The following is a 20,304-nucleotide window of genomic DNA, read 5'->3' as shown; positions in this document are numbered from 1 at the left end:
GGACCGAAATCAATAAATGAGCTCCAAAGATAGCCGATATAAATGAAACGGGGACTCATCTCCAGTATGACAATCTTGGCAGTTGGGATAGTGATAACGACCTCGCTACCGGCCACTGCGGGGGTTAGCGAAGGGCCCACCGAAAAGAGAACTATCGTGGATAGCGATGGAGTTGTCTTCAACGTTACATTCTCGGGGCCTGATTCGAGAGTCCAAATTGAAGCTAAGAATCCGACAAAGTGGGATGATGAATTGACCGGGTACATAATACGGGTCGATGGACAACGTGTCCAAAACCAGGACATTCGACTCGACCAAGGTGAGCAACGGACGGATACCGTCAACATCACCCCGGGTATAAACGTCAACGAGGACAACCACACCGTCACCTTCTACACGTACGGAAACTCGACCCAGTTCAACTTCACTCGGGAGATCGACTCGACCGACTCCGGCGACGTTCCGACGTTGTACATCGCGGACGTCGAACTCACGACCGGAACCGTCAAGGGCAAAGAATCCACCGTCGCGAACGTCACCCTCGTCAATCCCTCGAAGCAACTCTACAGCACGAAGCTCATGGTCCACACGGTCGGAACCGACGGAAGCCTGTATCCCGCCTCAGTTCGGGCGGAGAGTTCCCGCACTATCACAGTCGAGTTACTCGACGACCGCGACGACGAGATTGCGGGCGAGGCACGACTGTACTCCGGCAACCTGACCACCGAAGAGGGTGCGATGGACCAGGTCGAGTTCGCTGGGGAAGTCGACAGCGAAACCGACGTGTGGAACACCTCCTACGACCCCGTGAAGCCGACGTGGATGGGCGACAACTACCAGTATCACAACGCCAGCTACAGTCCGGGGTTGGACGAGAAGCTGAGCGGAGGCCAGAAGATCGAGGGTATTCCGGCAGTGTACTTCGTCGCGGTGCTGATCGTTGGTTGGATAGCCGTCCGCAAGATTCGGTAGTTACGGGGCCCGATTCAGGACTCCTTCGTGCGCAATATCTCTCGCATGTTGACGTAGATATCCTTCGGCGAAGTGTCCTCGTCTGGGTCGTATAGGTCGCTCACGCGGTACAACAGCGCCGCGACCTGCTTGCTCTCGGAACTCTCGCCACGAACGTCGTCGGCGATGTCACGGAGCGTCTGTACGCGGTCGGTGTCCGCGGAGTCGGTTTCCACAGAGGCAGTCTCCGACTGGTTGGACCCCTCTCTATTATCGGACATGGTTCACTGTTGGGACCGGCGTCTGATCACGCCGACGTTGTTGGCCACGCTCTCGGTCAGGACGCGGAACGCGTCACCCGTCTCGTTGTCGTCGTCGAGCACGATCGGTCGGCCCTCGTCGCCGCCGGTCCGGACCGACGGGTCGAGGGGGATGGAGCCGAGGAACGGCATGTCGTTGTCCGCGGCGAACGCCGCGCCGCCGTCACGGCCGAAGATGTCGTGTTCGCTCCCGCAGTCCGGACAGACGAACGTCGCCATGTTCTCGGCGATGCCGAGGACGTTGGTATCGTGCTTGCCGAACATCCGCAGCCCCTTCCGGGCGTCGTCGATGGCGACCTCCTGTGGCGTCGTGACGATGACCGCGCCCGTGACCGGCACGCTCTGGAGGAGCGTGAGCTGGGCGTCGCCGGTCCCCGGCGGGAGGTCGACGACCATGTAGTCGAGATGGCCCCACTCGACGTCCTCCCAGAGCTGGGTGAGCACCTTGTGGACCATCGGACCGCGCCAGATGACCGGGTCGTCCTCGCCGACGAGAAAGGCCATGCTCATCAGCTTCACGCCGAACTGCTCGGGCGGGATCATGATCTCGTCTTCCGTGGCCCTGGGAACCTCGTCGGCGTCGACCATCCGGGGGACGTTCGGGCCGTACACGTCGGCGTCGAACAGCCCGACGCGCGCGCCGAGCTGCGAGAGTCCGGCCGCGACGTTGACCGCGACGGTCGACTTGCCGACGCCACCCTTGCCCGAGGCGACCGCGATGATGTTCTCGACGTTCGGGAGCACCTGCTCGTCGGCCGAGACGTCGTCGTCGACGTGCGCGGAGAGTTCGGCCTCGATGCCGTGGTCGCCCAGCACTTCGCGGACGCGGTTGGCGATCTCCGTCTCGTGGGGCGAGTACGGCGCGCCGAGCGCGAGCGATATCTCGGCGGTATCACCCTCGACCGACACGCTGTTGACGAGGTTCAGCGAGACGATGTCGTCGCCGAGGTCTGGGTCCTCGACCTGCCGGAGCAAGTCGCGTACCGCTGCTTCGTCCATAGGAGAGCCTTGGTACCGGTGCGTCGATAAGGCTTGTCAACTTCGGAGGGCCGCGACGAGCCTCGCGGCTTTGTCGACGCGGGCGAGGCGACCGTCGAACGAGGCGGTCGTTCTCGGTGGCGTAACCGAATCACGTTACGAACACCCTGGTTTCGACGGCGAATTTAAGGACGCGCGCGTGAAATGGTGACCTAATGCTGGAGGACGAGTTCGGTCGGGCGGTCTCGGGCGTGCGGGTCTCGCTCACCGACCGGTGTAACTTCGACTGCGTCTACTGTCACAACGAGGGGCTGGGTGACACCCGGGGCCCGATGGACGCGCAGGACGACGAGATGACCGCCGACGAAGTCGTCCGGTTTCTCGAAGTGGCGCGAGAGTTCGACGTGGGGAAGGTGAAGTTCACTGGGGGCGAGCCGATGCTTCGACAGGACCTCGAGGAGATCGTCCGGCGGACGCCCGACGGGATGGAGGTGTCGCTCACGACCAACGGGACCTTCTTGCCCGGGCGCGCCGAAGACCTCGTCGACGCCGGACTGGAGCGGGTGAACGTCTCGCAGGACGCCCTCGACCCCGAGGCGTTCGCGGAGGTGACGAAGTCCGGTGCGTACGACAAGGTGATGGAGGGAGTCGAGGCAGCGCTGGACGCGGGGCTCGATCCGGTCAAGCTCAACATGGTCGTGTTCGAGCACACGGCGGGCTACGTCGAGGAGATGGTCGACCACGTCGCGAACAACGACGGGCTCCAGCTCCAACTCATCGAGTACATGCCCGAACTCACGGGCAAGCCCGAGTGGAACATCGATATCCAGCGCGTCCACGACTGGCTGGCCGACATCGCGGACGAGGTCGAGACCCGCGACATGCACGACCGCAAGCGCTACTGGGTCGGCGGCCCCGCGCCGGAAGACGACGATGGCGTCGGCTCCGCGCCGGACGGAGATGCTGGCACCGACTTGCCGAAGTCGGGCGGTGTCTCGCCGGCGTCGGGCGGCATGGTCGAGATCGTCGACCCGGTCGAGAACCCGCAGTTCTGCGCGAACTGCCACCGCGTGCGCGTCACGCACGAAGGGTATCTAAAGGGGTGTCTGAACCGCAACGACGACTTGCGGCCGATGGGCGAGATGACGAAAGACGAGATTCGGGAGACGTTCCGCGAAACCGTGGCGAACCGGGTGCCGTACTACGGTGAGTACATGGTCCGGAGCGAGGACGGCGGGTGGGAGATCAACGACAAGTACGTCGGGAACGTCGAAGCCTGAGAGATAGACTCGATTGTTCGTTGTTCTGCGTTCGGTGTTTGACTGGAACTGCCTGATTGTCCCTCCAAGCACGCACTGGTTTACCCTTCTATTCGGCGCGCGCCGGGGTGGAAGGTCGAAAACGCGCAAGCAGACGAAGATCAAGAGACGAGAGTCAGCATAACGCCCGCTCCGAATCGAGAACCACAAACTCACAGTTCCGGCCCGCAGGCTTAACCGGGAATCTTGCGAACCACGACGTATGAGCGACCGCGACCTCGCCGAGCGATTCGGCGACCTCGACGTGAACGACCGAGTTCGGGTGACGACCGACGGCACCGAGTTCGAGGGGCCTGCAAGTCCAATCGACTACGTGCCCGAAGAGTCCCTCCGAGTCGAGGTCCGACCGGAGAACAGCGACGAACGATACGAACTGCGCGCTGAGTACGAGGACGGGTGGAGCGACGTGGCGGTTCGACTGGCCGACATGGACGGCGAGGACACGGCGTGGCAGGACCTCGGGACGGTCGAGCGCGTGGAAGCCGAGAGCGAAAGCGGCGAGAGCAAGGGCGGCGAAGGTGAGAACGAGGGGAGCGAGAACAGTGAGGGTACGGAGAGCAGTGGCGAAAACAGTTGGGAGTGGGGCGTCTCGTGATTGCAAGACGAACTCCGAGTCGACCCGCGACCACAAAAACCGTGACCTCCCCCGAGTAGCACAACCGCACCAAGACGGGGCGACGGCGGTCGAGGGCACGTGTCCGATTCGTTGCGTTTATATGGAGTGGCCGAATACGTACGTTTGCATAGAAGCCTGTAGGGGCGCCGGGTCCCGAGTCCGAGAGGGCGAGAATGAGTGCAAGCGTGTCGAGGTAGCCTAGTCTGGCCCACGGCGCAGGGTTGCTAACTCTGTGGCGTCAAGCCTCGAGGGTTCGAATCCCTCCCTCGACGCTCCATACCAACCATGAGTACGGAAGAACAACAGGAGGAAGACGAGGACCTTCGATACTTCGTCCGCATCGGGCAGACGGACCTCGATGGGACGAAGTCGGTCGAACGGTCCTTGACCGAACTGAACGGGATCGGTCATCGAGCGGCGCGCATCATCGCCGACGAGACCGGCGTGGACCGAACCGCGACGTTCGGCCGCCTCGACGACGACGAGATCGACACCGTCGTCGACGCGGTCCAGAACTTCGCCGACTCGGTCCCGGAATGGCTCGCTAACCATCGCAACGACTACTTCTCCGGTGAGACGACCCACGAGACGGGCAACGATCTCAACATGACCCGTCGACAGGACATCAACCGGATGAAGATGATAAACTCCTACAGGGGCGTGCGCCACAAGCGCGGCCAGAAGGTGCGCGGTCAGCGGACCCGGTCGACGGGCCGCACCGAGGGCACCATCGGCGTCAACGTCGAGGAGATCAAAGAAGAGCAGGCAGCCGAGGAGGCCGCCGACGAAGAGGGTGGTGAGGAGTAATGGCGCTCGGAGACAACACCAAGGGTTACGAGACGCCGAACCACCCCTTCCAGGGCGAGCGCATCTCCGAGGAGTCCAGCCTGGTCGACCGCTACGGCCTCCAGAACAAGCAGGAGCTGTGGCGGGCACAGAGCGAACTGCGCGGCTACCGCCGCGAGGCCCGGAACCTGCTCGCCGAGCAGGCACAGGGCACCGCCGACGACGCGACCCAGTCCGTCGAGGCACGCGAGTTCGTCACCCACCTCCAGCGCATCGGCGTGCTGGACGACGGTGACGAACTCGGCGACGTGCTGTTGCTCGACGTGACCGACGTGCTGGAGCGTCGTCTCCAGACGGTCGCCTACCGGAAAGGGCTCGGCAACACGCCGAACCAGGCCCGGCAGTTCGTCAACCACGGCCACGTCACCGTCGAGGGGCGCCGCGTGCAGGCACCCTCGTACAAGGTCGAGGTGGCCGAACAGGACACCGTCCAGTTCGACGAGAACAGTCCCCTCGCGGACGAACTACACCCGGAACGAGCGGAGGCTAACGAATGAGCGCAAACGACGACGACAAGTGGGGCGTCGCCCACGTTCACGCATCGTTCAACAACACCATCATCACGGTCACCGACCTGACCGGCGCGGAGACCATCGCGAAGAGCAGCGGTGGGACGGTCGTCAAGCAGAACCGCGACGAGTCCTCGCCGTACGCCGCGATGCAGATGGCCGAGACGGTCGCCGAGGAGGTCAAGGCGGCCGGAATCGACGGTGTCCACGTCAACGTGCGCGGCCCCGGCGGGAACCTCCAGCAGAACCCCGGTCCGGGCGCGCAGGCGACCATCCGCGCGCTCGCTCGCGCCGGACTCGAGATCGGTCGCATCGAGGACGTGACCCCGATTCCGCACGACGGCACCCGCGCACCCAAGGGCAAGAGTGGATTCTAACCCATGACAGAACAGTACGAGGTCGAGTTCGTCGACCGCGGCGACCGGGAAGCCCGGTTCCTCGTCCGCGGTGTGACCCCGGCGTTCGCCAACGGGATCCGACGAGCCATCGTCGCTGACGTCCCGACCCTCTCCATCGACACCGTTCGGTTCGTGGAGAACTCGTCGGTGATGTTCGACGAGCAGCTCGCGCTGCGGCTCGGACTGGTCCCGCTGTCGACGCCGCTCGGCGAGTTCGAGGAGGGCGACACCGTCACCCTGAGCCTCGACGTGTCGGGGCCGGGGACGGCGTACTCCGGCGACCTCGTGAGTTCCGACGGGATGGTCCAGCCGGCCGACGACAACATCCCCATCATCGACCTCAAGGACGACCAGCGGCTCGAACTCGACGCCGACGCCGTCCTGTCGACGGGGAAGGACCACGCCAAGCATCAGGGTGGCGTGGCGGTCGGCTACCGACACCTCCAGCGCGTGGAGGTCGTCGGCGACCGCGACGAGTACGGTGACGCCGAGGAGGCGAACATCCTCCGCGGAGTCATCGAGGAAGACGGTGAGTTGATTCCCACCGACGAGTTCGACCACGACCTCACGAACCGCTACCCCGGCAAGGAGGTCGAGGTCCACGACGTGCCGAACGCCTTCGTGTTCCACGTCGAGACCGACGGGTCGCTGACCATCGACGAACTCGTGACCGGCGCGGCCGCGACGATCAGCGACCGCGCGGACGAACTCGAACAGGCAGTACAGTTGTAGAACCATGCAGGGCACTTCGAACCACAGGTCGGTCGCGGCGTTCGTCCCGTCCCGAGAGCGGTGCAATCACCGCACGGGGAAGCGGGCGACCGCCAGTCATACCGAAAGTGGTTTGAAGGGCCATCCGCTACACACTGTTGCCCGCGACGGGCTGCACGTGTGTTCTACGTGCAGGGATAGCCAAGTCAGGCCAACGGCGCAGCGTTCAGGGCGCTGTCTCGTAGGAGTCCGCAGGTTCAAATCCTGCTCCCTGCACTGCAATTCTCGTTTCAATCAGGAGGAAGTAGTATGAGCAAGACGAATCCGAGGCTTACTAGTCTCATCGCCGACCTCAAGTCGGAGGCCCGAGACTCGGGCACCGACGTGTGGAGCACCGTCGCGGACCGCCTCGAGAAACCCCGCAGCACGCACGCGGAAGTCAACCTCGGCCGCATCGAGCGGTACGCCGAGGAGGACGAGACCGTCATCGTGCCCGGCAAGGTTCTCGGGAGCGGCCGCCTCCAGAAGACGGTTACCGTCGCCGCCGTGGACTTCTCGTCCACCGCGGAGACCAAGATCCAGCAGGCCGACGGTGAGACGCTTGAACTCGAACAGGCAGTAGAACAGAACCCCAGCGGCTCGAACGTGCGGGTGATCCGATGAGTCTCGCGGAATTCGACGCCGACGTCGTCGTGGACGCCCGGGACTGCATCCTCGGTCGCGTGGCGAGCCAGGTCGCCGAGCGCGCGCTCGACGGCGAGCGCGTCGCGGTGGTCAACGCCGAGAGCGCGGTCATCACCGGCAGCGAGGACGACGTGATGGAGACCTACGAGACCCGCGCCGAGCTCGGCTCGGACCGCGGTCCGTACTACCCCAAGCGGCCGGACATGATCTTCAAGCGGTCCATCCGCGGCATGCTGCCGTACAAGGAAGACCGCGGCCGCGAGGCGTTCGAGAACGTCCGCGTGTACGTCGGGAATCCGTACGACGAGGACGCGCAAGTCCTCGACGGCACGTCGCTGGACCGACTCTCGAACATCCGCTTCGTCCAGCTGGGCGAGGTCAGCGCGAACCTTGGTGCTAACGTCACATGGTAACCAACACGAGTGGCAAGAAGAAGACGGCCATCGCCCGAGCGACCGTCACCGACGGCGAGGGCCGCGTCCGTATCAACTCCCAGCCGGTCGAGCTGGTCGAACCGGAGACGGCGCAGCTGAAGATGCTGGAGCCGTTCCGCATCGCGGGCGACGAGTACCGCGGCGACGTGGACGTCAACGTCGACGTCGAGGGCGGCGGCGTCAGCGGGCAGGCCGACGCGGTCCGCACGGCCATCGCCCGCGGGCTGGTCCAGTACACCAACGACGCCGAGTTGCGCGATGCGTTCATCGAGTTCGACCGGTCGCTGCTGGTCAACGACTCGCGTCGCTCCGAGCCCAAGAAGTGGGGCGGTCCCGGCGCTCGGGCCCGTTATCAGAAGTCCTACCGGTGATACAAATGACAGGAAACCCGCGGTTCAGAACGGAGACGCGATAACCCATGATGGTACCGGTCCGCTGTTTCACCTGCGGAAAGGTCGTCGGGGAGTACTGGGAAGAGTTCAAGGCGCGGTCGTCGACCAAGGAGGGCGACGAGGACCCCGCGAAGGTCCTCGACGAACTCGGCGTCGAACGACAGTGCTGTCGCCGAATGCTCGTCTCGCACAAGGACCTCGTGGACATCGTCGCACCCTACCAGTAATGTCCCAGCAACAACGCTACTCACGGTACGAGAAGGCTCGGATCATCGGCGCGCGAGCGCTGCAGGTGTCGTACGGCGCGCCAGTGCTGACCGACACCGACCAGACCGATCCCATCCTCATCGCCGCCGACGAGTACGACGCCGGCGTGCTCCCGTTCACCGTGCGACGGGGTGAGCAGTAGGCATGACGCTCGCCAGCGAGGTTCGGCTGCGGCAGGTGCTCGACTCCCGCGGTAATCGCACCGTGGAGGCCGACGTGCTCACCGAGAGCGGCGGTTTCGGCCGGGCGGCCGCGCCCAGCGGTGCCTCGACTGGCGAGTACGAAGCGGTCGAACGCGACCCGAGCGAGGCCATCGCCGCGGCCCGCGAGCACGCGGTGCCCCGACTCGAAGGGAAGGTGTTCGTGGGCGACCAGCGCGACGTCGACCACACCTTGCGAGCGGCCGACGGGACCGAGGACTTCTCGGAGATCGGCGCGAACAGCGCGGTCGCCATCAGCATGGCCGCCGCGAAGGCCGCGGCCGACGTGGTCGGCGCGCCGCTGTACCAGCACCTCGGCGGCGCGTTCCGGGGCGAGGAGTTCCCCACGCCGCTGGGCAACGTGATCGGCGGCGGCGAACACGCCGCGGACGCGACCGCGATCCAGGAGTTCCTCGCCGCGCCCGTGGGCGCACCCAGCGTCCAGGACGCGGTGTTCGCCAACGCGGCGGTCCACGCCGAAGTCGGTGACTTGCTCGACGAGCGCGACGTCGCCGCCGGCAAGGGCGACGAGGGCGCGTGGGCACCGTCGATAGACGACGAGGCGGCGTTCGAGATCGTCTCGGAGGCGACCGACACCGTGGCCGACGAGTTCGGCTTCGACATCCGAGTCGGCCTCGACGTGGCCGGTGCCGAGCTGTACGATGCCGACGACGAGGCGTACGTCTATCGGAACACCACCCGCGACCCCGACGAGCAGATCGAGTACATCGCCGAACTGGCCGACGAGTACGACCTCGCGTACGTCGAGGACCCGCTCGACGAGGACGACTACGAGGGCTTCGCCAAACTGACTGATAGGGTCGGTGACCGCACGCTGATCTGCGGCGACGACCTGTTCGTCACTAACGTGGAGCGACTGGAGGCTGGCATCGAGCAGGGTGCAGCCAACAGCATCCTCGTGAAGCCCAACCAGATCGGCACGCTGTCGGACGCGTTCGACGCCGTGGAACTCGCCGTCGAGAACGGGTACGCCCCGGTCATCTCCCACCGGAGCGGAGAGACCGAGGACACCACCATCGCACACCTCGCCGTGGCGACCGCCGCGCCGTTCATCAAGACGGGCGCGGTCGGCGGCGAGCGAACCGCCAAGCTGAACGAACTCGTACGAATCGAGCAGAACGTTTCCAGATCATGAGCGAGAACGACCCAGAACAGGCAGACGATGCGGAAGGCCTCGACGCCGCGGAGTCCGACGTGGACACCGAGCCCGAGGGCGCCGGCGGCGCCGAGCCGTCCGAACAGCCCGACGAGGACGTGGCGGCGCAGGCCGACGACGAAGAAGCGACCGACGAGGAGGCGGCCGACGCGGGGCCGAGCCTCGACGAGAACGTGATGGACAACCAGGAGGAGGCCGACCTCCTCATCCCCGTCGAGGACTACCTCGGCGCGGGGGTCCACATCGGGACCCAGCAGAAGACCCAGGACATGGACCGGTTCATCCACCGCGTCCGGACCGACGGGCTGTACGTCCTCGACGTGTCGAAGACCGACAGCCGCATCCGGACCGCGGCGGACTTCCTCGCGAACTACGCGCCCGAGCAGATCCTCGTGACCTCCTCGCGCCAGTACGGCCGCTTCCCGGCCGAGAAGTTCGCGGAGGCCGTGGGCGCGCGCGCCCGCACCGGTCGGTTCATCCCCGGCACGCTGACCAACCCCAAGTACGACGGCTACATCGAGCCGGACGTGCTGGTCGTCACCGACCCCATCGGCGACGCCCAGGCCGTCAAGGAGGCCATCACGGTCGGCATCCCGGTCATCGCGATGTGTGACTCCAACAACAACACCAGCAACGTCGATCTGGTCGTCCCGACGAACAACAAGGGGCGCAAGGCGCTGTCGGTCGTCTACTGGCTGCTCGCTAACGAGACGCTCGACCGCCGCGGTGCCGAGCCGACGTACGGTCTCGACGACTTCGAGAGCGACATCTGAGCTGGCTGGATTTTCGCCGATCTCTCACGGGCGAGCGCGCGAACGCTTTTGGTACTTCGACTACTCACTCCGCTGTGTTCAGTTTCAGCGGCGATACGTCCGCGGGCGGCGATACGTCCGGAAGCGCCGACGCCTCCGTCAACGTGGCGGGACCGGCTCCGAGTTGCGCCGGGCCATCGTGCGAGACTGGTCCCGCGTCCGACGGCCGAATCCGTCGGGGCGAACGGTCCCGAGGACCCAGATGAGCGCCGCGTTCTGGAGTCTGGTCGCACTCGCGACGATCACCGGCCTGTTCACGGCGTGGGCACTCGGAGCCAACAGCAACTCGCCCCCGTTCGCGCCCGCCATCGGTGCGAACGCCATCTCGACGATGCGGGCCGCGTTCCTCATCGGCATCCTCGCAGCGCTGGGCGCGTTCTTGCAGGGCGGCAGCATCTCCGAGACGGTTGGCGCGGGGCTGATCAACGGGGTCGCCATCACGCCGTTAGCGGCGACGGCCGGGCTGTTGACCGCGACGGGATTCATGGCGTTCGGCGTCTACACCGGCTATCCGGTTCCGGCCGCGTTCGCCACGACGGGCGCGATGGTCGGCGTCGGACTGTCGCTCGGTGGTGACCCGGCGTTCGAGACCTACCGGAGAATCGGGACGTTCTGGGTCCTCGTGCCACCGATGTCCGGCGGGCTGGCGTATCTCACCGCCACGATACTCCGGCGCGACGACGTTCCCGACACGGTCGGCGTCCCGCTGTTGGCGGCGCTCGTCTCGGCCATCCTGGCGAACGTCCAACTGGGCATCGTCCCGTCGCCGCCGGGCGTGAGCCAGTCCTCGGTCGCGGAGTTCGCCGCGCGAGCCGTCGGGGGACCGGCGGTCGCCGGCGTCGAGGCCGCTGCGGTCGTCGCGACGCTCGCCTTCGCAGCCGCCGGGTTCCAGTTCATCCGCAGCCGAACCCAGGAGTCGGTCGAACGCGGCACGCGGACGTTCCTTGTCGGACTCGGAAGCGTCGTGGCCTTCTCCAGCGGCGGCAGTCAGGTGGGGCTGGCGACGGGGCCCCTCGAGAACCTCTACCGGGTCGAACTCGGGCTGTCCGGGGGTATCCTCCTCGCGCTCGGCGCGACCGGCATCCTCGCCGGCGCGTGGATGGGTTCGCCGCGACTCCTGCAGGCGACCTCCCGCGAGTACGCCCAGCTCGGCGCGCGCCGATCCATCGCTGCTCTCGTTCCGGGCTTCGTCATCGCACAGCTCGCAATCGCCTTCGGCATCCCCATCTCGTTCAACAACATCATCATCTCCGGCGTCATCGGCGGTGGGCTCGCCGCCGGGTCGGCCGGCGTCTCGCGCCGGAAGATCGGGGTGACCCTCGGGTTCTGGGTCGTCACGCTCGTCACGTCGGTCGCGCTCGGGTACGGGCTCTATCGGTCGTTATCGTCGGTTCTCGGCATCCAGTAGGGCGTCGCCAGCGACTCGCGGACTATCGCACTACCGTCACCGTCACGGGCGCTTCGGCGACGACCGCCGTCGCGACCGTGCCGAGCAGACGGCTCGCGAGGCCGTTGCGCTCGCCCCCGTGACCGCCCATGACGACGTGGTCGACCGCGTGCGAATCGACGTACGAGAGGATCGTCTCTGCGGGATCGCCCGTCTCGACGACGGTGTCGATGGACCGTCCGGCGTCCGTAGCCTGGGCTCTCGCCCGCTCGACGAGTTCGTCGGCCCGCGCTCGGGCCTCGTCGCGTCGCTCCTCGCCGGTGTCGAGAACGCCACCCTCGATCATCGACCCGTCGAGCGGCGTCACGACGTTCAACACGGTCACTCGGCAGTCGAAGGTTCGGAGAGCGTGTGCCAGCGCCTCGCTGGCGAGCGGCGAGCCGTCAAGCGGGACGAGTACGTGGTCGGCCATAGCGTCTGTACCGTCTCGGCCTACAAGTATTCGAACACGATACCGGTCGGTAGACGCTCCAGCGCAGACGACGTCCCGGGCTGTCGCCGGGATACTGGTCGCGCTCGCGGCCGAACTACTGCGGCTGACGTACACTCACTTCCGGTCCTCTTCGGACGCCCCGACGGTCGACTGGCACTGGGGCGACTGACTATTCTCCCCGGCGCGCTCTCTTTTCCTTCCACACCGGCGCGTGCTGGCGCGACCTCGTGTCGCGCCAAATCGCGCGAGGGACGAGCATCGGAGCCCGGAGCGAAGCGGAGTCCTCGGAAGCGTAGCGACCGAGGGCTCGTCGGAGCTTGCTCCGACGGTGGGCGAGACGCGCAGGAGGCTGGGGAGGCCTGAGGCCCGCGGTCGCGGTGCGGTAGCGGTGCTGTGCGGTTGCGGTCACGCCGAGGCGCAAGCAGTAGCTAGCTTTGACTCGGCTTCAATATCCGTGGATGAGCCTACGAAGCTAGCTACTGCCTCGACACATGAGAACCGCAACCGCACCGCAGCCTCGAACCTCCCCAGCCTCCTGCGTTGCTCGGCCTGCGGCCTGCGCTACTCGTCCCTCGCGCGCGCCGACCGCTAATGGGACTTTAGAAATTCGAGACGAAGACGGTCGCTGAGATAGGCGTCCGTCAGAATCAAGCCGAAGTTCGCCAACTCATTCGTCCAGACAGTCTTCCAGCGGTTCGACGATCTCGTCGGCGACCGTGTAGGGGTCGGTCTCGCGCGCGACCACGCCCTCGACCAGTTGCTCCATGCCGCCGCGGCGCTCGATCTCGACCTCCAGTAGGCTGCCCACGTCGTCGCGGAGCAGGTTGCGAATCTCCTCGGCGTAGCGCATCCGGGCCTTCTCCTCAAGTTGGCCCGACGATTCGAGATAGGCGCGGTGGTCGGCCAGCGTCTCCACGAGGTCCTCGACGCCGGTGGCGTCCTTCGCGACCGTCTCGACGATCTCGGGGTGCCAGTCGTCCTCGCCGTCTTCATCTGCGCCGTCTTCGTTCTCGCTGTCGCCCTCGCCGTCGGCTTCGTCGCCGCCGGACCGCTCCCCGACCGAATCAGCGCCGTGGTGGCCGGTGGCGAGGTTCGCGGTGTTGTCCTCCTGCATGTGGACCATCTCGCGGAGTTCCTGAACCGTGCGGTCCGCGCCGTCGAGGTCTGCTTTGTTGACCACGAACACGTCGCCGATCTCGAGGATGCCCGCCTTGAGCATCTGGACGTCGTCGCCGCTGCCCGGCGGGACCAGCACTGCGACCGTGTCGGCGGACTTGACCACGTCGATCTCGTTTTGGCCCGCGCCCACGGTCTCGATGAGGATCTTGTCCTTGCCGAAGGCGTCGAGGGCCTTCACCGCGTCCGTGGTCGCGGTCGAGAGCCCGCCGAGGGTGCCCCGCGCGCTCATCGACCGGAAGAACACGTCCATGTCGCCGACGTTGCTCGCCATCCGGATGCGGTCGCCCAGCACCGCGCCGCCGGTGAACGGCGAGGAGGGGTCGACCGCGATGACGCCGACCGTCTCGCCCTGCTCGCGGTAGTAGTTCGCCAGCTTGTCCACGAGCGTGGACTTGCCAGCGCCGGGGCTGCCCGTGATGCCGACGACCTCGGCGTCGCCGGTGTGGCGGTGGAGCTCCGAGACGAGGCTGCGATACCCCGGCGCACGGTTCTCGATCTTGGTGATGACCCGCGCCAGCGCGCGGTGCTTGCCCGCGAGGAGGTCCTCGAGGAGTTGGCGCTGGTCCGTGTCGGCGTTCATCGCTGGGGCGCGTTCTCCTGGACGAACTCGATGGTCTCCTCCAGCGGCGTGCCGGGACCGAACACCTCAGCGACCCCCATCTCCTTGAGTTCGGCCTTGTCCTCGTCCGGCACGACCCCGCCCACGAGGATGAGCGTGTCCTCGAACGCGTCGTACTCCTTCAGCCCGTCGATGATCTTCGGGACGAGCGTGTTGTGCGCGCCCGAGAGGATGGAGATGCCGAGGACGTTCACGTCCTCTTGGACCGCAGCCTGCACGATCTCGTCGGGTGCGTTGTGCAGCCCCGAGTAGATGACTTCGAACCCGGCGTCGCGGAACGCGCGGGCGATGACGTGGGCACCGCGGTCGTGACCGTCGAGACCGACCTTGGCGACCAGACAGCGAATTGACTGTGACTCCTGTTCTGCACTCATACGTACGTCTTCCGTCCATTCGGGTTTCACGTTTACGGAAATCCTGCTTAAAGTTCATTTGGTTTCGTGCAAGCAGGGTTGGTTAGATGGTGTGACAGTGGCGTTTCGCGAGGATCGATCCGGACTCTCGGTGTGATGTGCGACGGTCGGCCCTAGGCACGAAGAAAAGCAGCCGACTCGGTTGCGCAGGTGGAACTGACGACCCGGCGCGGGCACGCCAGAACCAAGAGTCGGATGAGCGCTCGACAAACTCCGGAAGAGCATCCGACAAACCGCCGAATTATCGTGTGACTGTCACCCGTGGGTGTGCGTAGTATCCTCGGAGAATCTTCATATCAATCGACTTCATAGAGTGTACTCCCGATGTACGTAGCATCCCAGATTCGAACGGGTCGCACCGCAACGGACGTAGAGAACGGTCGCGTCGAGCGCAAGGACACGCAGTTCGCGTTTCTGTGAGGCGACCGAACGACCCTCGTTTTTCCGCAATTCGACGAACTGGACCGACGTGAGCCCCACGTAGCGTTTGCATTCGCATCGGCGCTAAGTCGTTCCGCTGGACGGACAGTTCAGTCGTTCCGGGTAACGTACAGATACGTCGCCGTGAACGCAACCCCGCCAGCGCCGCCCTGCACCGCCGCACCGAGTGCGTTCCCGTCGAAGAAGACCACGCTGAGAGCGGTCCAGATAACTGCCCAGATTCCGACCACGACGGCGCCGAACAGCCACGGATTCTCGAAGTCGACCATCGACACGGTGGCGAGATTCGGTGCGGGCACTAAGCAGTACCGATACGGCTCCTGCGGGTGTTCTCGTCGAAATTCCTTCGAGCCCTCGGCGAGCATCGGCAGGACAGGGGGGAAGAACACTGTACGGGAACACTGGACAGGAACACACTTGGGCCGGTAGTTCCAACGCCCGGACATGGCTACCACGTCTGCGAAGCGCCGGGTCAAGGACAGTCCCCGCGCCGCGACTGCGGTGCTCTCGGTGCTCGGCTACGTGCTCGTACTCGGGACGTTCGCGGGGCTGTTCCCGTATCCCGAGCTCGAACGCGCGACCGTGGACCTGCTGAGCCACGCCATCGCGGGCGTCAACACGGTCGCGCTGGCCGCAATCGTCCTCGGCGTCCTGTGGATCCGCCGCGGCGAAGTCCGCAAGCACCGCGCGGCGATGCTGACCGCGTTCGCCTGCATCCTCGCCTTCCTCGCGCTCTACCTCGTGAAAGTCGGCGGGGGCGGCGAGAAGGCCATCGCCGCGACCGGCCCGGTGTACTACGCCTACCTCGCGATGCTGGCGATCCACATCGTGCTGTCGGTCGTGGCGGTGCCGGTGGTCATCCACGCCGTGGTGCTTGGGCTGACCCACTCCCCGGCCGAACTCCGGTCCACGGCCCACGCGAGAGTCGGCCGCTGGGCCGCCGGAGCGTGGGGACTCAGCCTCGCGCTCGGCATCGTGACGTATCTGCTGCTGAACCACGTCTACGGCGTCGAGGAGTACATGGCGGCCTTGCTACCGCTGGTCGGACCGCTCGCGGCCGACCGGCGATGAGCGACGTCGGCCCGACACTCCGGCACGCGGTGGCCGAGGCACTCGAAGCCGCCCCTGCCGAAAGTGTCGAACTCGACGGCGGCGAGGTCGGGCAAGTCCGGAAGGTCGCTCTCGCCGACGGCCGGTCGGTCGTCGCCAAGACCGGCGACACACCGCTGAGCGTCGAGGCGTTCATGCTGGAGTTTCTGGGCGACCGAGGGTTACCCGTGCCCGAGGTGCTCCACCACGACGACGACCTGCTCGTGATGGAGTACGTCGAGGGCGACGGGGACCTCACTCCAGCCGCCGAGCGCGACGCCGCCCGCCACCTCGCCGCGCTCCACGAGGAGTCGCCAGCGGGAACGTCCGCCTCGTACGGCTTCCCCAAGGACACCCTCTCGGGAGCGTACCGCCAGCCGAACCCGTGGACGGACTCGTGGATTGCGTTCTACCGGGACCATCGACTGCTGTTCGTCGCCGAACGCGCCCGCGAGGAGGGATCGCTGTCCGAGGAACTGTTCGACCGCCTCGAATCGCTCGCGGCCGACCTCGACGCGTGGCTCCCCGACTCGCCGCCCTCGTCGCTGGTCCATGGCGACGCGTGGGCGAACAACCTCGTCGTCCGCGGGGACGAAGTGCGGGCGTTTCTCGATCCGGCGTGCTACTTCGGCCACGCCGAGGTCGAACTGGCGTACGCTGATTTCGTCGGGTTCGGCGACGCCTTCTTCGAGACCTACGAAGCAGAGCGAGGCGTCGACGCCGGCTACGACCAGGGAAGACGCGACGTCTACCAGCTGTACCCCTTGCTCGAACACCTGCGATACTTCGGGGACGACCGCTACGACGAGTTGCTCGCTCGCAGGCTCCGGACCCTCGGACACTGATCCGGACCGGGAGCCGTCGAACTGCTCCGATACGGAGGTGTTCGCGTCGAAACGGAACGAAACCGGAAGGCGACCAGGGAAGACGGTTCCGAACCGGGACGCCGACCGCATCCGGTCCGCCGACCGGACCGGTCAATCCGCGACTCAATCTGTCCGCGGAATCAGCGCGGCCCCCACGGCGAAGAAGCCGACCGCGAGCGCGGCGAGCACGAGCAGGTCGTCGCCGAACGGTGCGCCGGAGTAGGTCAGGTCCCGGACGCCCCGCGCGAAGTAGGTCAGCGGCGAGAGGTCCATCGCGGGCCGGAACCACGCCGGGAGCAGGTCGGGCGTCACGAACGTCTCCGAGAGGAACAAGAGCGGGAGCGCGATGGTGTTGCTCGCGGCGATGACGCCGTCCTGGGAGTCCGCGAGGCTCCCCAGTATCGCGCCGAACCCGCAGAACAGCGCGACCGCGACCGCGACGAACACCGCGACGAGCAGGAGGTTCGCCGGGCCGAGCGCGAGCGTTGCCGTGTCAGTCACGGCGACCATCAGCCCGAGGATGAGCAGCCCGGCGATGCCGATGATGACGACGTTGACGAGCGTGTGGGCCAACAGCCACTCGGCGCGCGTCAGCGGCGTGGTCGCCAGCTTCTCGAAGCGGTTGCCCTCGCGGTGGCGCGCCACGGTCGAGCCGACCCGCGAGAGGGGCGTGAACAGCACCACGACCGCGAGGTAGCCCGGCAGGTAGTAGCCCGCCGGCTCGGCGAACAGGCCGCCACCCGCGGGGTCCGTGCGGACCAGCACCGCGAAGATGAGGATGAGGATGACCGGGAAGAAGAACGTGAAGAAGACCGCGGTCCGCCGCCGGACGAACGCGTGCCACGCCGCGGTCGCCTCCGCGCGGACTCGACTCGTCGCCGTCACAGTTCTCCCTCCGCGACAGCGTTGCTGGGTTCTGCATCGGCTCCCGATCCGATTGTCGCCGCCTCTCCGCTACCGTCGGCCGACCGCCCGGTCAACTGGAGGAACACGTCCTCCAGATCGGGCTCGGTCCACGTCAGCGCGCCGTACTCGACTCCCCGGTCGTCGAGCGTCCCGACGACTCGGCCGATATCTTCGGGGGCGACGCCGTGGACGACCAGCCCGCGCTCGGTCGTCTCGACCTCGAAGTCGGTGGTCGTGAGCGCGTCCGCGGCCGCGTCTGCGGCCGCGGACGCGCTCGCGACCGAGTCGGGGGCGTCGGTCGTCTCAGCATCGTCGTTCATCTCGGCCTCATCGCTCGCCTCGGCACGTTCGTCGTCCGCTTCGGCGCTCCCGTCGCTCGTCTCGACCACCAGCCGCGTCCGGCCGCCGTGTTCGGCCACGAGAGCGGTCGGCGACCCGACCGCGGCGAGTTTCCCGTCCGCGAGCAGGCCCACCCGGTCGGCGAGTCGCTCGGCCTCGGCCATGTAGTGGGTCGTCAGCACGACGGTCGTCCCCTCGTCGGCGAGCCGTTCGATCAGCCGCCAGAGCGCGCGCCGGCCAGCCGGGTCGACGCCGGTGGTCGGTTCGTCGAGGAACAGCAGGTCGGGGTCGTTGACGAGCGCGGTCCCGACGCAGGTCCGGCGCTGCTGGCCGCCAGAGAGGTTCTCGTACCGCGTGGCGGCCGACTCGGCGATACCGACCTCCGCGAGGATGGCCTCGGGGTCGCGAGCCTCGTCGTACAGCCCCGCGTAGTAGGTGACGAGTTCGCGGGCGGTCAGCCGCTCGGGCGGGTCGAACGACTGGGGCAGCAGGCCGATGCGTTGGCGGTCGACCGCGGTCGGACGGCTGTCGAACACTCTCACCGACCCCGAGTCCGGCTCGGTCGTCCCCGTCAGCGCCCGGATCAGCGTGGTCTTGCCCGCGCCGTTCGGTCCCACGAGCGCGAACACCTCGCCGTCGCCCACCGATAGCGAGACGCCGGACAGCGCCGCGGTGTCGCCGTAGGTCCGCCGGAGGTCCTCGGCGACGAGCACGTCGGTCATGCCCGGCAGTTGTGGTGGTTCGGCCGTAAGGGGTTCGGTTCGGTGACAGGGGTTCGGTGGCAGGGATCCGATTCTCCCGGGCGGTAGCTATTTGGGCCGGACGTTCGACCCGGACGGTATGAGCGAGGCGACCGACGAGGGCGAGGTGGGCGAGCGGAACCGGGAGTTCGAGTCGGCGGTCGAGGCCAGACTGCAGGCCGACTTCGCGTGCGCGGAGCCGGACGCCGAGCGCGTGGCCGCGACGGTCGCGCGCGCCCGGGCGGCCGGCGACCTGCCCGACTGGAGCCCGGTGTTCGTCGTCGAGAAGCTGGCCGACGCGCCCGGTGAGCGCACCATCCATGAGAAGTGGAACTGGCTGCTGGGCTACGTGGGCGGCGACGCCGACAGCGACGAGTACCGACTCGACGGCTGAGCGCGCCGGAACGCGGTTCCGGCGCGCTCAGCCGTCGAGGGCGGTTTTCGGGTCATTACTCGTCGAGTAGCTCCTCCTTGCGGCGCTGGAACTCCTCCTCGTCGATGAGTCCGCGAGACTTGGCGTCGCCGAGGCGTTCGAGGCGCTCGCGGACGGTCTGCGGGCCGCCCGCGTCGGCATCTTCCTCCCTATCGCTCAGATCGGGCGTCGCCTGCTTGCGGCGGTAGGTGGCGTACTCGACGGCCTTCGAGACGGTCTCGCGGTCGAACGACGAGGATATCAACAGATAGTAGGTCGTCTCGGGCAGTCGGAGTTCGACCCGGTGGCGACCCATCCCGTCGTGGGCCTCCGCCGACTCGATCCGGTCGTAGGCGAGCGAGACGCTCTCGTCGTCCTCGGCGACGCCCAGCAGGACGAACACCCGCCGGTCGGTGAACAGGAAGACGCCCCCACGCTCGGGGGCGACCGTCGACAGGGCGTCGATGGTCGCGTCGGAGTCGCCGACCGCGAGGCCGTCGGCGTGGCTCTCGAAGCAAAACTGCGGGCGCTCGCCCTCAGCGAGGTAGGACACGGGTGGCGATTCGAGGTCGGCCACCCCGTCGGCGGTCCCCGCCAGCCGGTCGGCTGTCACCGAGTGGTGGTCGGCCCGCGAGGCCAGCATCGACGCCAGTTGCCGCGCCGCGTCGTCGGGCGGTGCCATGGCTGCCGAGCCGATAGTTCGGACGCATCGAATTTGTAAGTATCTGTGATTATCGACGCTGATACTGCGCCGCGGCGCCCCGCGGGCGCGAGGGGCGGGGCGGGGGGGGGGGAGGGGGTGGGGG

27 protein-coding genes and 2 tRNA genes are annotated in these 20,304 nt (G+C 66.7%); 20 read left to right on the top strand and 9 right to left on the bottom strand.

Annotated features, from left to right (window positions below; translation table 11 throughout):
• Window positions 1-66 precede the first annotated feature (66 nt).
• On the top strand, window positions 67-972 hold the full coding sequence (locus tag DPQ64_RS19510) for a hypothetical protein (RefSeq protein WP_232820506.1): 906 nt from the start codon (window positions 67-69) through the stop codon (window positions 970-972).
• A 14-nt stretch (window positions 973-986) separates the two neighbouring features.
• Here the strand turns inward: DPQ64_RS19510 and DPQ64_RS07470 are convergent, their stop codons facing one another.
• Window positions 987-1,232, bottom strand: a complete 246-nt coding sequence (locus DPQ64_RS07470) for a hypothetical protein (RefSeq protein WP_115863731.1) — start codon at window positions 1,230-1,232, stop codon at window positions 987-989.
• A 3-nt stretch (window positions 1,233-1,235) separates the two neighbouring features.
• Window positions 1,236-2,270: an Mrp/NBP35 family ATP-binding protein gene (locus tag DPQ64_RS07465; protein WP_115863730.1), complete on the bottom strand. Its 1,035-nt coding sequence runs from the start codon at window positions 2,268-2,270 to the stop codon at window positions 1,236-1,238.
• Between the two features lie 194 nt (window positions 2,271-2,464).
• Between DPQ64_RS07465 and moaA the strand changes: the two genes are divergently transcribed.
• From moaA to DPQ64_RS07380, 16 genes are all read left to right on the top strand, one after another.
• The gene (gene moaA, locus DPQ64_RS07460; RefSeq protein WP_115863729.1) at window positions 2,465-3,529 is read left to right on the top strand and encodes a GTP 3',8-cyclase MoaA; all 1,065 of its coding nucleotides are present in this window, start codon (window positions 2,465-2,467) and stop codon (window positions 3,527-3,529) included.
• Window positions 3,530-3,770: 241 nt separating this feature from the next.
• Window positions 3,771-4,163 (top strand): hypothetical protein, encoded by a 393-nt coding sequence (locus tag DPQ64_RS18700; protein ID WP_157971633.1) that lies wholly within the window; start codon window positions 3,771-3,773, stop codon window positions 4,161-4,163.
• 208 nt (window positions 4,164-4,371) lie between these two features.
• Window positions 4,372-4,456 (top strand) — tRNA-Ser (locus DPQ64_RS07445).
• A gap of 13 nt (window positions 4,457-4,469) precedes the next feature.
• Window positions 4,470-4,991, top strand: a complete 522-nt coding sequence (locus tag DPQ64_RS07440) for a 30S ribosomal protein S13 (RefSeq protein ID WP_115863726.1) — start codon at window positions 4,470-4,472, stop codon at window positions 4,989-4,991.
• Window positions 4,991-5,527 (top strand): 30S ribosomal protein S4, encoded by a 537-nt coding sequence (locus DPQ64_RS07435; RefSeq protein ID WP_115863725.1) that lies wholly within the window; start codon window positions 4,991-4,993, stop codon window positions 5,525-5,527. Before DPQ64_RS07440 ends, DPQ64_RS07435 begins: the two co-directional genes overlap by 1 nt.
• Window positions 5,524-5,916 (top strand): 30S ribosomal protein S11, encoded by a 393-nt coding sequence (locus tag DPQ64_RS07430; RefSeq protein ID WP_115863724.1) that lies wholly within the window; start codon window positions 5,524-5,526, stop codon window positions 5,914-5,916. The genes DPQ64_RS07435 and DPQ64_RS07430 overlap by 4 nt, the downstream gene beginning before the upstream one ends.
• A 3-nt stretch (window positions 5,917-5,919) precedes the next feature.
• Window positions 5,920-6,669: a DNA-directed RNA polymerase subunit D gene (locus tag DPQ64_RS07425; protein WP_115863723.1), complete on the top strand. Its 750-nt coding sequence runs from the start codon at window positions 5,920-5,922 to the stop codon at window positions 6,667-6,669.
• 170 nt (window positions 6,670-6,839) lie between these two features.
• Window positions 6,840-6,924 (top strand) — tRNA-Leu (locus DPQ64_RS07420).
• Between the two features lie 33 nt (window positions 6,925-6,957).
• Complete coding sequence (locus tag DPQ64_RS07415) at window positions 6,958-7,311, top strand: 50S ribosomal protein L18e (RefSeq protein WP_115863722.1); 354 nt, start codon at window positions 6,958-6,960, stop codon at window positions 7,309-7,311.
• Window positions 7,308-7,745, top strand: coding sequence for a 50S ribosomal protein L13 (locus tag DPQ64_RS07410; protein ID WP_115863721.1), 438 nt, complete (start codon window positions 7,308-7,310; stop codon window positions 7,743-7,745). The genes DPQ64_RS07415 and DPQ64_RS07410 overlap by 4 nt, the downstream gene beginning before the upstream one ends.
• Window positions 7,739-8,137, top strand: a complete 399-nt coding sequence (locus DPQ64_RS07405; RefSeq protein ID WP_115863720.1) for a 30S ribosomal protein S9 — start codon at window positions 7,739-7,741, stop codon at window positions 8,135-8,137. The genes DPQ64_RS07410 and DPQ64_RS07405 overlap by 7 nt, the downstream gene beginning before the upstream one ends.
• Window positions 8,138-8,184: 47 nt before the next feature.
• Complete coding sequence (locus DPQ64_RS07400) at window positions 8,185-8,385, top strand: DNA-directed RNA polymerase subunit N (RefSeq protein WP_115863719.1); 201 nt, start codon at window positions 8,185-8,187, stop codon at window positions 8,383-8,385.
• A complete protein-coding gene (locus DPQ64_RS07395; RefSeq protein WP_115863718.1) occupies window positions 8,385-8,567 on the top strand; it encodes a DNA-directed RNA polymerase subunit K in 183 nt (60 codons plus the stop codon). The genes DPQ64_RS07400 and DPQ64_RS07395 overlap by 1 nt, the downstream gene beginning before the upstream one ends.
• 2 nt (window positions 8,568-8,569) lie before the next feature.
• The gene (gene eno, locus DPQ64_RS07390) at window positions 8,570-9,781 is read left to right on the top strand and encodes a phosphopyruvate hydratase (RefSeq protein ID WP_115863717.1); all 1,212 of its coding nucleotides are present in this window, start codon (window positions 8,570-8,572) and stop codon (window positions 9,779-9,781) included.
• On the top strand, window positions 9,778-10,575 hold the full coding sequence (rpsB, locus tag DPQ64_RS07385) for a 30S ribosomal protein S2 (protein ID WP_115863716.1): 798 nt from the start codon (window positions 9,778-9,780) through the stop codon (window positions 10,573-10,575). The genes eno and rpsB overlap by 4 nt, the downstream gene beginning before the upstream one ends.
• A gap of 241 nt (window positions 10,576-10,816) precedes the next feature.
• The gene (locus DPQ64_RS07380) at window positions 10,817-12,022 is read left to right on the top strand and encodes an inorganic phosphate transporter (RefSeq protein WP_115863715.1); all 1,206 of its coding nucleotides are present in this window, start codon (window positions 10,817-10,819) and stop codon (window positions 12,020-12,022) included.
• A 22-nt stretch (window positions 12,023-12,044) separates the two neighbouring features.
• Here the strand turns inward: DPQ64_RS07380 and DPQ64_RS07375 are convergent, their stop codons facing one another.
• The 4 genes from DPQ64_RS07375 to DPQ64_RS07360 form a co-directional block, all read right to left on the bottom strand.
• Entirely contained in the window at window positions 12,045-12,473 is a 429-nt protein-coding gene (locus tag DPQ64_RS07375) for a universal stress protein (protein WP_115863714.1), read from the bottom strand.
• Between the two features lie 688 nt (window positions 12,474-13,161).
• A complete protein-coding gene (gene meaB, locus DPQ64_RS07370; RefSeq protein WP_115863713.1) occupies window positions 13,162-14,253 on the bottom strand; it encodes a methylmalonyl Co-A mutase-associated GTPase MeaB in 1,092 nt (363 codons plus the stop codon).
• The gene (locus DPQ64_RS07365; protein ID WP_115863712.1) at window positions 14,250-14,666 is read right to left on the bottom strand and encodes a cobalamin B12-binding domain-containing protein; all 417 of its coding nucleotides are present in this window, start codon (window positions 14,664-14,666) and stop codon (window positions 14,250-14,252) included. The genes meaB and DPQ64_RS07365 overlap by 4 nt, the downstream gene beginning before the upstream one ends.
• A gap of 569 nt (window positions 14,667-15,235) precedes the next feature.
• Window positions 15,236-15,415, bottom strand: coding sequence for a hypothetical protein (locus DPQ64_RS07360; protein WP_157971632.1), 180 nt, complete (start codon window positions 15,413-15,415; stop codon window positions 15,236-15,238).
• A gap of 175 nt (window positions 15,416-15,590) precedes the next feature.
• Between DPQ64_RS07360 and DPQ64_RS07355 the strand changes: the two genes are divergently transcribed.
• Entirely contained in the window at window positions 15,591-16,217 is a 627-nt protein-coding gene (locus tag DPQ64_RS07355; RefSeq protein WP_115863710.1) for a DUF420 domain-containing protein, read from the top strand.
• Entirely contained in the window at window positions 16,214-17,080 is an 867-nt protein-coding gene (locus DPQ64_RS07350; RefSeq protein ID WP_115863709.1) for a fructosamine kinase family protein, read from the top strand. Before DPQ64_RS07355 ends, DPQ64_RS07350 begins: the two co-directional genes overlap by 4 nt.
• 144 nt (window positions 17,081-17,224) lie before the next feature.
• On the opposite strand, the gene DPQ64_RS07345 is transcribed toward DPQ64_RS07350, so the two are convergent.
• Together DPQ64_RS07345 and DPQ64_RS07340 are read right to left on the bottom strand one after the other, a co-directional pair.
• A complete protein-coding gene (locus DPQ64_RS07345) occupies window positions 17,225-17,986 on the bottom strand; it encodes an ABC transporter permease (protein ID WP_115863708.1) in 762 nt (253 codons plus the stop codon).
• On the bottom strand, window positions 17,983-19,068 hold the full coding sequence (locus tag DPQ64_RS07340) for an ABC transporter ATP-binding protein (protein ID WP_115863707.1): 1,086 nt from the start codon (window positions 19,066-19,068) through the stop codon (window positions 17,983-17,985). The genes DPQ64_RS07345 and DPQ64_RS07340 overlap by 4 nt, the downstream gene beginning before the upstream one ends.
• 118 nt (window positions 19,069-19,186) lie before the next feature.
• Between DPQ64_RS07340 and DPQ64_RS07335 the strand changes: the two genes are divergently transcribed.
• Window positions 19,187-19,480, top strand: coding sequence for a hypothetical protein (locus DPQ64_RS07335; RefSeq protein ID WP_115863706.1), 294 nt, complete (start codon window positions 19,187-19,189; stop codon window positions 19,478-19,480).
• A 55-nt stretch (window positions 19,481-19,535) separates the two neighbouring features.
• On the opposite strand, the gene DPQ64_RS07330 is transcribed toward DPQ64_RS07335, so the two are convergent.
• Window positions 19,536-20,180, bottom strand: coding sequence for an SHOCT domain-containing protein (locus DPQ64_RS07330; RefSeq protein WP_115863705.1), 645 nt, complete (start codon window positions 20,178-20,180; stop codon window positions 19,536-19,538).
• Window positions 20,181-20,304 lie beyond the last annotated feature (124 nt).

The sequence above is a fragment of the Halorussus litoreus genome (genome assembly GCF_003382685.1).
Taxonomy (GTDB): Archaea; Halobacteriota; Halobacteria; order Halobacteriales; family Haladaptataceae; genus Halorussus; species Halorussus litoreus.
The sequence above is the reverse complement of the archived record's forward strand: the minus strand, read 5'-3'. Positions and strand labels throughout refer to the sequence as shown.

What these genes read in the sequence shown, in the direction of transcription:
- DPQ64_RS19510 (WP_232820506.1), top strand. Translation starts at nt 67, where the DNA reads ATGACAATCTTGGCAGTTGGGATAGTGATAACGACCTCGCTACCGGCC.
- DPQ64_RS07470 (WP_115863731.1), bottom strand. Translation starts at nt 1,232, where the DNA reads ATGTCCGATAATAGAGAGGGGTCCAACCAGTCGGAGACTGCCTCTGTG.
- DPQ64_RS07465 (WP_115863730.1), bottom strand. Translation starts at nt 2,270, where the DNA reads ATGGACGAAGCAGCGGTACGCGACTTGCTCCGGCAGGTCGAGGACCCA.
- moaA (WP_115863729.1), top strand. Translation starts at nt 2,465, where the DNA reads ATGCTGGAGGACGAGTTCGGTCGGGCGGTCTCGGGCGTGCGGGTCTCG.
- DPQ64_RS18700 (WP_157971633.1), top strand. Translation starts at nt 3,771, where the DNA reads ATGAGCGACCGCGACCTCGCCGAGCGATTCGGCGACCTCGACGTGAAC.
- DPQ64_RS07440 (WP_115863726.1), top strand. Translation starts at nt 4,470, where the DNA reads ATGAGTACGGAAGAACAACAGGAGGAAGACGAGGACCTTCGATACTTC.
- DPQ64_RS07435 (WP_115863725.1), top strand. Translation starts at nt 4,991, where the DNA reads ATGGCGCTCGGAGACAACACCAAGGGTTACGAGACGCCGAACCACCCC.
- DPQ64_RS07430 (WP_115863724.1), top strand. Translation starts at nt 5,524, where the DNA reads ATGAGCGCAAACGACGACGACAAGTGGGGCGTCGCCCACGTTCACGCA.
- DPQ64_RS07425 (WP_115863723.1), top strand. Translation starts at nt 5,920, where the DNA reads ATGACAGAACAGTACGAGGTCGAGTTCGTCGACCGCGGCGACCGGGAA.
- DPQ64_RS07415 (WP_115863722.1), top strand. Translation starts at nt 6,958, where the DNA reads ATGAGCAAGACGAATCCGAGGCTTACTAGTCTCATCGCCGACCTCAAG.
- DPQ64_RS07410 (WP_115863721.1), top strand. Translation starts at nt 7,308, where the DNA reads ATGAGTCTCGCGGAATTCGACGCCGACGTCGTCGTGGACGCCCGGGAC.
- DPQ64_RS07405 (WP_115863720.1), top strand. Translation starts at nt 7,739, where the DNA reads ATGGTAACCAACACGAGTGGCAAGAAGAAGACGGCCATCGCCCGAGCG.
- DPQ64_RS07400 (WP_115863719.1), top strand. Translation starts at nt 8,185, where the DNA reads ATGATGGTACCGGTCCGCTGTTTCACCTGCGGAAAGGTCGTCGGGGAG.
- DPQ64_RS07395 (WP_115863718.1), top strand. Translation starts at nt 8,385, where the DNA reads ATGTCCCAGCAACAACGCTACTCACGGTACGAGAAGGCTCGGATCATC.
- eno (WP_115863717.1), top strand. Translation starts at nt 8,570, where the DNA reads ATGACGCTCGCCAGCGAGGTTCGGCTGCGGCAGGTGCTCGACTCCCGC.
- rpsB (WP_115863716.1), top strand. Translation starts at nt 9,778, where the DNA reads ATGAGCGAGAACGACCCAGAACAGGCAGACGATGCGGAAGGCCTCGAC.
- DPQ64_RS07380 (WP_115863715.1), top strand. Translation starts at nt 10,817, where the DNA reads ATGAGCGCCGCGTTCTGGAGTCTGGTCGCACTCGCGACGATCACCGGC.
- DPQ64_RS07375 (WP_115863714.1), bottom strand. Translation starts at nt 12,473, where the DNA reads ATGGCCGACCACGTACTCGTCCCGCTTGACGGCTCGCCGCTCGCCAGC.
- meaB (WP_115863713.1), bottom strand. Translation starts at nt 14,253, where the DNA reads ATGAACGCCGACACGGACCAGCGCCAACTCCTCGAGGACCTCCTCGCG.
- DPQ64_RS07365 (WP_115863712.1), bottom strand. Translation starts at nt 14,666, where the DNA reads ATGAGTGCAGAACAGGAGTCACAGTCAATTCGCTGTCTGGTCGCCAAG.
- DPQ64_RS07360 (WP_157971632.1), bottom strand. Translation starts at nt 15,415, where the DNA reads ATGGTCGACTTCGAGAATCCGTGGCTGTTCGGCGCCGTCGTGGTCGGA.
- DPQ64_RS07355 (WP_115863710.1), top strand. Translation starts at nt 15,591, where the DNA reads ATGGCTACCACGTCTGCGAAGCGCCGGGTCAAGGACAGTCCCCGCGCC.
- DPQ64_RS07350 (WP_115863709.1), top strand. Translation starts at nt 16,214, where the DNA reads ATGAGCGACGTCGGCCCGACACTCCGGCACGCGGTGGCCGAGGCACTC.
- DPQ64_RS07340 (WP_115863707.1), bottom strand. Translation starts at nt 19,068, where the DNA reads ATGACCGACGTGCTCGTCGCCGAGGACCTCCGGCGGACCTACGGCGAC.
- DPQ64_RS07335 (WP_115863706.1), top strand. Translation starts at nt 19,187, where the DNA reads ATGAGCGAGGCGACCGACGAGGGCGAGGTGGGCGAGCGGAACCGGGAG.
- DPQ64_RS07330 (WP_115863705.1), bottom strand. Translation starts at nt 20,180, where the DNA reads ATGGCACCGCCCGACGACGCGGCGCGGCAACTGGCGTCGATGCTGGCC.